General features: G+C 61.9%; 6 protein-coding genes and 1 pseudogene. 3 read left to right on the top strand and 4 right to left on the bottom strand.

Annotated elements, in window-relative coordinates; translation table 11 throughout:
* Positions 1-133: 133 nt before the first annotated feature.
* From ACIQV9_RS04635 to ACIQV9_RS04620, 4 genes are read right to left on the bottom strand one after another with little or no spacing between them, the layout of a single operon-like run.
* Complete coding sequence (locus tag ACIQV9_RS04635) at positions 134-925, bottom strand: ABC transporter permease (protein ID WP_403098576.1); 792 nt, start codon at positions 923-925, stop codon at positions 134-136.
* Positions 922-1,653, bottom strand: coding sequence for an ABC transporter ATP-binding protein (locus ACIQV9_RS04630; protein WP_403098573.1), 732 nt, complete (start codon positions 1,651-1,653; stop codon positions 922-924). Before ACIQV9_RS04630 ends, ACIQV9_RS04635 begins: the two co-directional genes overlap by 4 nt.
* A complete protein-coding gene (locus ACIQV9_RS04625; RefSeq protein WP_403098570.1) occupies positions 1,650-2,624 on the bottom strand; it encodes a YVTN family beta-propeller repeat protein in 975 nt (324 codons plus the stop codon). The genes ACIQV9_RS04630 and ACIQV9_RS04625 overlap by 4 nt, the downstream gene beginning before the upstream one ends.
* A gap of 41 nt (positions 2,625-2,665) precedes the next feature.
* Positions 2,666-3,850 (bottom strand): ABC transporter substrate-binding protein, encoded by a 1,185-nt coding sequence (locus ACIQV9_RS04620; protein ID WP_403098567.1) that lies wholly within the window; start codon positions 3,848-3,850, stop codon positions 2,666-2,668.
* Positions 3,851-4,090: 240 nt separating this feature from the next.
* On the opposite strand from ACIQV9_RS04620, the gene pedF reads away from it, so the two are divergent.
* The 3 genes and pseudogenes from pedF to ACIQV9_RS04605 all read left to right on the top strand — a co-directional run bounded on the left by pedF (position 4,091) and on the right by ACIQV9_RS04605 (position 6,193).
* On the top strand, positions 4,091-4,552 hold the full coding sequence (gene pedF / locus ACIQV9_RS04615) for a cytochrome c-550 PedF (protein ID WP_403098565.1): 462 nt from the start codon (positions 4,091-4,093) through the stop codon (positions 4,550-4,552).
* A 3-nt stretch (positions 4,553-4,555) separates the two neighbouring features.
* A pseudogene (locus tag ACIQV9_RS04610) lies at positions 4,556-5,428 on the top strand (substrate-binding periplasmic protein); the annotation flags it as partial.
* Entirely contained in the window at positions 5,420-6,193 is a 774-nt protein-coding gene (locus tag ACIQV9_RS04605; protein WP_403098624.1) for a quinoprotein dehydrogenase-associated SoxYZ-like carrier, read from the top strand. The pseudogene ACIQV9_RS04610 and the gene ACIQV9_RS04605, both read left to right, overlap by 9 nt.

Raw genomic sequence — 6,193 nt, 5'->3', positions numbered from 1 at the left:
GCAATAATCCTGTACCGCTGATAGCTTCGCTTGAATCGTGTACTTTCCCATGAAACACCCCATCGGTCGTGTCCAACTTTTGGGGTGCACACCACGGAGCGTGGGAACGATCGAGTACTGGGGAGATGCGGTGTCAGGTGGATTTGCGCAGGGCCGCGTGTTGTGGGTTGAAGGTGAGGACGGCGAGCAGCGCGAATACCAGTGTCAGCCCCGCGCACACCGCCAGCGCCAGCGGATTGAAGCGCTCATACAAGGCAAACCGCACCAGCTCCACCGCGTGGGTAAACGGGTTCAGCGCGCACAGCCAGTAGAGCCACTCGCTGGACTCACGCATTTTCCACAGCGGATACAACGCCGAAGACAGGAAAAACAGCGGGAAGATCACGAAATTCATCACCCCGGCAAAGTTCTCCAGCTGCCGGATCGCATTGGACAGCAGCAGGCCCAGGGCACTGAGCATCAACGCCACCAGCAACAACGCCGGCAACGCGATCAACAAACCCATGGCCGGTGGCTGCACGCCGTACACCCAGGCAATCGCCAGAAAGGCGTACACCTGCAACAGCGAAATCAGCGAAGTGGCCAACAGTTTGCTGCACAGCAGGAAAGTCCGGGGCAGAGGGCTGGTCAGCAGCACGCGCATGCTGCCCATCTCCCGGTCGTAGACCATCGACAGCGAACCCTGCATGCCGTTGAACAGCAGGATCATGCAGGCCAGCCCCGGGATGATGTAGACCTCATACGGAATGTAAGTGTCATAGGGCTCGATGATCGCGATCCCGAGGGCCGCGCGAAAACCCGCCGCGAACACCAGCAGCCACAGCAACGGCCGCACCAGCGCACTGAGAAACCGCGTGCGCTGCAACACAAAACGCAGCCATTCACGCAGCACGATACCGCTGAAGCATTGCCAGTACGCATTCATCGGGCGGCTCCTGATGTCGTCAGGCGGGTGAAGGCTGAACCGAGGTCGCCGCCATGTTCCTGGCTCAAGGCATCAGCCCGCCCGCTGGCCACCAGGCGGCCCTGATGAAGAATCAGCAAGTCATCGCTCGGCTGCACTTCATCCAGCAAATGGGTGGTCCAGAGCACGCTGATGTGCTGCTCGCGGCACAGACCGCGAATGTGTTGATTGAGCGCCAGCCGGCTGGCCAGGTCGAGGCCGACACTGGCCTCGTCGAGCAGCAACAACCGTGGCTCATGCAACAAGGCGCGGGCGATTTCCACCCGGCGACGGTGACCACCATTGAGTTCGCGGACCCGCTCGCGACGGCGTTCGGTCAGCGCCTGGCGCGCCAGCTCGGCGTCGACTCGCAGGCCGGTCTGGCGCCGCGACAGGCCATGCAGGGCGGCGTGATAACGCAGGTTCTGCTCGACGCTGAGGTCCAGGTCCAGTGTGCTCTGCTGGAACACCATACCCAATTGCTTGAGTGCCGGACGCGCTGCGTTGCGCAAGGAGCAGCCGCCCACCCGAATGTCACCGCGTTGAAGATCATAAAGCCGGGTGAGCAAGGCAATCAGCGTCGATTTCCCCGCACCATTCGGCCCCAGCAGCGCCGCGAAATGCCCGGGCGCAAGGCTGAAACTCACCTGCCGCAAGGCCTCCCGGCTCCCATAGGCGAAGCTCAGATCGCTGACTTCCAGTGCGTTCATGGCGTCACCACCACGCCCCACGGATAGCGCCCGACCTTCACCGATTTGGTCACTTTAAGGCTGTCGACATCAATCACCGACACATCACCGCTGACGCCGTTAGTGGCCAGCAACTGCTTCTGATCCGGGGTAAACGACATCTGCCAGACACGCCGGCCGACCAACAGATAATCAAGAATATCGAAGGTCTTGGCGTCAATCACGGCCACATGATTGGCCGGACCGAGGGCGACGAAACCGTACTTGCCGTCGGCGCTGAGCTTGATGCCCACCGGCTGGACTTTGTCCGGGTGCACGCCCTTGATCTGGAAGGTCAACGTCTTGAGGATCTGCCGCGTGGCGACATCGAGAATGGTCACCGTGCCGCCGATCTCCGCCGAGGCCCAGAGCTTGGAACCATCAGGCGCGAACTCGACGAAACGCGGCCGCTGATCCACCAGGGTGCTGTCAGCCAGTGTCTGAGTGCTGGTGTCGATCCAGTGCAGCATGTTGGTGGTTTCGCTGGTATTGACTGCCCACTTGCCGTCGGGGCTGACGGCCATGCCCTCGGGCTCGACGCCGACGTTGATCTGACCCAGCACCTTCGAGGTTTCGGTGTCGATCACGGTCACCAGTGCATCGTCTTCGTTGGAGACGTACAACCAGCGGTTGTTGGGGTGCAAGGCGAACTGCTCGGGGTCTTTGCCCGACGGCAATTCCTTGATGATCTTGCGCGTGGCGACGTCCATCACCTGAACCCGGTCCGAGTCGCTGGCGCAGATGTACAGCAGCTTGTTGTCGTGGGACAGCAGCAAACCGCGCGGGCGCTGGCCGACGGGCAGGGTGTCGGTGACTTGCAGGGTTTGCAGGTCGATCAGGCTGAGGCTGTTGTCTTTTTCGTTGGAGACCCAGGCGGTGCTGGCCGCGGCGTGCCCGGCGGCGAGCAGCAGGGCCCAGAAAAGCAGGGAGCGGCAGAGCAGGGTGCGGCGCATGGTGGATTCCTTTTTTGTTTTGGTTTTTATGGAAAGTTGGATCAGGGAAAGCGGCAAGTGACCTCGGGCTTGTCGTAGCCGAGGCTGTCCATTTCGTTAAAGGGGTGCAGGAAACCGTCCTGCGGCGACGTGCTGACCAGTGCCCGGGGCTGGACGATGGGAATCGGTTGGCGCAACTGACCGTTCCACGGGCGATAACTGAGCTTGCGACCCTTGAAGCCGTCCAGCGGCAATTGATCGCTGATTTCCAGCGTGCGGATCGCCACAGGATCGACCTGTCGCAGTTTACTCACCGCACTGGCGATGCTGCGCACGGCGATCCAGGCGGCGAAATCGCGGTCATTCATCCAGCGCCCGGCCAGGGCCTCGAAGCGTTTCTGCAATTGGGCGGCACCGTAGGTTTCCACGGTTTTGTGCCAGCCCACCGGGGTCAGGCCCTGTGTGCCGGCGACCGGCCGCGGGTACCAGGTCTGGTAGGGCACGTATTCACCGAAATCGCCGCGTTCGTCCGCCACCAGCACCACATCGTATTCGGCGGTCTGGGTGAACAGCGGCATGTCGGCCTGGGCGCTGCGACGCTGATCGTTGTCGAAGCTCCAGGCTTTTTCCGCCACCAGTTTCAGGCCGAAGCGTTTGGCGGCGCGGCGCAGGGCGGCGGCGTAGGCTTGATCGTCCGGGGTCGGGCCTACGATCAGCAGCGCCCGTTGCCATTTTCGCACCACCAGAAATTGCGCCAACGCATCGGCGAGCATCGCCCTGCTCGGCAGGCTGTGCAGCACGTTTGGCAGGCAGTCGGTGGTGCGCAGGCTGTCATCCGGGCTGCCGGCGTTGAACAGCAAACTGTCGGGCAGCACGGCGCTGAGCCGGCGCAGTGTCTCCACCGGCGCATTTACCACAAACAGGCGCAGACCCTGTGCATGCTGGGCCTTGGCCGCTTCGATCAGGGCATCCGGACTGTCGGCATTGGCGCTGACGAGGCTGTAACTCTGGTTGAGAAAACGCCCGGTGCTGTTGCTGTCGGTGATCGCCAGTTCGGCGCCGCGAAGCCCGGCATCGACCGGTTCGGGAATCACGTTGGAAAGCAGCGGGCCAGGGGCAGGCCGATAGCCCAAGTAGCCGATCTGCACCTGCAACGGCGCATCCGCCGCCTGGCTCTGCGTCGCCAGTCCGACGGCGCTGGCAATCGCCAGCAAGTAGATCAGGGCGTAAGGGGCAAGCGTTCGCATAACGGCACTCCATTACAGGTAGCGCCAGCATAGGAAGCCTCAACGGGCGGGGAAATATGCAGAAAGTACTGATGGGCCAGTACCAAGGTCGTAACGCATCCGGGTGTGCGCCCCAAGCCCTACTACCAAGGGACTAGAAGGCGACCACCAAAGCAGCATGGGGATCGTGCGAAGCCCGTACCAAGATGGGTGCCATAGCCTCTGCCAAGAGGTTTTGCGTGCAATCTTGAGGGCATAACAATGACAACAAAACGCAACGCCTTGCTCGTTGCCGGACTGCTGGCCGGTTTTATCAGTGCAGGCTCCGTCTGGGCCCATGGCAACGTGGTGCCTCAGGCCATCGAAACCAAGGGACTGACCCCGATCAAGGACGCCGGCTTGCAGGTGGATGCCGATGGTTGGGCGGCGGTGAACCCGTATCGCACTTCCCCGGAACACGATAAGGCTGTGGAAATCGGCTCTTCGGCCTACAACCAGAACTGTGCGGCTTGTCATGGACTGGAAGCCAAGTCCGGCGGCATTGCCCCCGATTTGCGCATGCTCGATGTCGGTGAAGCGGGTGATGAATGGTTCGTCGAACGCGTGCGTAACGGTGCGGTGCGGGATGGTCGGGTCTACATGCCGAAAATGGCCGATTTCTTGAGCCAGGAAGCTCTGTGGGCAGTGCGCACCTACCTGGACAGCGTTCACGTCGAGGAGTAATCCATGCGCCTGCTCGCTGTGTTGATCGGCGCTGTGTTGCTGTGCTGCCAGACGGTGCAGGCGCAGGTCCGTACCTATGACGAAATGATCGCTGCCGGGGAGCTGAAAGTGGCGGTCTACAAGGACTTCGCCCCCTACAGTTTTGAAGACGCCGGCCGGCCTCGTGGGGTTGATGTCGAGCTCGCCGAAGCCTTGGCCAAAGCGCTTGGCGTGCGCCTGACGTTGATCTGGGCGCCCGCCGGCGAGAAGCTCGATGATGACCTGCGCGACTACATCTGGCGGGCCAGCCAGTTGCATGATCTGCAATTGGCCGACCTGATGATGCGCGTGCCGTATGACCGCGATTACGCGCAAAAACGCAACGAACTGGGTGAGCTGGAAAACGGTCATGTGGTGATGTTCGGGCCGTACCAGACCGAACAATGGCAGGTCGCCTATGATCGCCGCCGACTGGAATCGGTGGGCAGCGTTGCGGTGTTCGAACACCACACGATTGGCGTTGAAGTCGACAGCGTGCCGTCGTTCTACCTGACCTCGGTGTTCAACGGCATGCTCGCCGGCAAAACCCACCACTATCCCGGTGTACCCCAGGCGTTCGCGGCGATGAAGGCCGGTGAAGTCGATGCAGTAATGGCCATGCGTGGCGAGATCGACTGGCAAGTTCACGAAGCCAACGATCCGCAAGTGGCGCTGGCGGAAAACGCCTACCCGAACATGGGCAAGCAACTCTGGGAGATCGGCATGGCGGTGCACGAAAGCAACCGTCAACTGGCCTATGCCGTGGAAGAGGCGCTGGAAGCGTTGATCCGCGAGGGTGCAGTCAACACCATTTATGGTCATTACGGCCTGCGCTATGACGTGCCCGAGATGTACCAACAGTGGAACTGGCGAGCGGGTTGTCTGCTGGTTTGCTGGTTACCCTTGGCGGCGCACGCTGCCGATATCGAGCCGGGCCAAGACCCGGTGCCCTCGGTGATGTGGGCCTTCTATCACAAGCAGATGCTCGGCGATGCGCCGTTCGTGTTCGACGAGCGGGTCAAGCTGCTGGCGCCGCCGTTCGCGGAGGATGCCCGGCAAGTGCCAATGGAAATCGACGCCCGTGCGTTCAAGGGCGAAGTGGTGAAAATCCTCGCCTGGGCGGAACTCAATCCGCTGCCAAAAATCGTCGATTTCCAACCGCTCGACCGCGTGCTGCCCTGGCTGTCGATCCGCATCCGTATCGAGCAAGCCACGCCGTTGCGCGCGGCGGTGCTGACGCGTGACGGGCTCTGGCATGTCGGCTCGACCCTGATCAATGCGGCGGGCGGCGGCTGCACAGCGCCGAGTGTGGTGCGCACTCAGCCAGGCTGGGAAGAGCACATCGGCGAAGTGCTGGGCGGTCGTTATCCCCGTGGCGAGTTCAGCCGTGTGCGCCTGCAAGTGGCGCACCCGATGGACAACGGCATGGTCAGCGGCATCCCGGAATTCTTCATCAACCACGCCGAACTGCGCGACCAAAACGATCAGCTGCTGGCAAGGCTGGAACTGTTTCCCGCCGTCAGCGAAAACCCCAACCTGGCCTTCGACATCGAAGGGGCAGGGCAGACGCGCCTGTTGTTGCGCGACAACAGCGGTAATCAATTCGATGCGGCCATACCCTGA

Origin of the sequence: Pseudomonas sp. NPDC099000 (genome assembly GCF_044759925.1) — a bacterium.
Lineage (GTDB): Bacteria > Pseudomonadota > Gammaproteobacteria > Pseudomonadales > Pseudomonadaceae > Aquipseudomonas.
Note: the sequence above shows the minus strand (reverse complement) of the source record. Positions and strands in the feature narration are given on the sequence as shown.

What these genes read in the sequence shown, in the direction of transcription:
- ACIQV9_RS04620 (WP_403098567.1), bottom strand. Translation starts at nt 3,850, where the DNA reads ATGCGAACGCTTGCCCCTTACGCCCTGATCTACTTGCTGGCGATTGCC.
- ACIQV9_RS04635 (WP_403098576.1), bottom strand. Translation starts at nt 925, where the DNA reads ATGAATGCGTACTGGCAATGCTTCAGCGGTATCGTGCTGCGTGAATGG.
- ACIQV9_RS04625 (WP_403098570.1), bottom strand. Translation starts at nt 2,624, where the DNA reads ATGCGCCGCACCCTGCTCTGCCGCTCCCTGCTTTTCTGGGCCCTGCTG.
- pedF (WP_403098565.1), top strand. Translation starts at nt 4,091, where the DNA reads ATGACAACAAAACGCAACGCCTTGCTCGTTGCCGGACTGCTGGCCGGT.
- ACIQV9_RS04605 (WP_403098624.1), top strand. Translation starts at nt 5,420, where the DNA reads ATGTACCAACAGTGGAACTGGCGAGCGGGTTGTCTGCTGGTTTGCTGG.
- ACIQV9_RS04630 (WP_403098573.1), bottom strand. Translation starts at nt 1,653, where the DNA reads ATGAACGCACTGGAAGTCAGCGATCTGAGCTTCGCCTATGGGAGCCGG.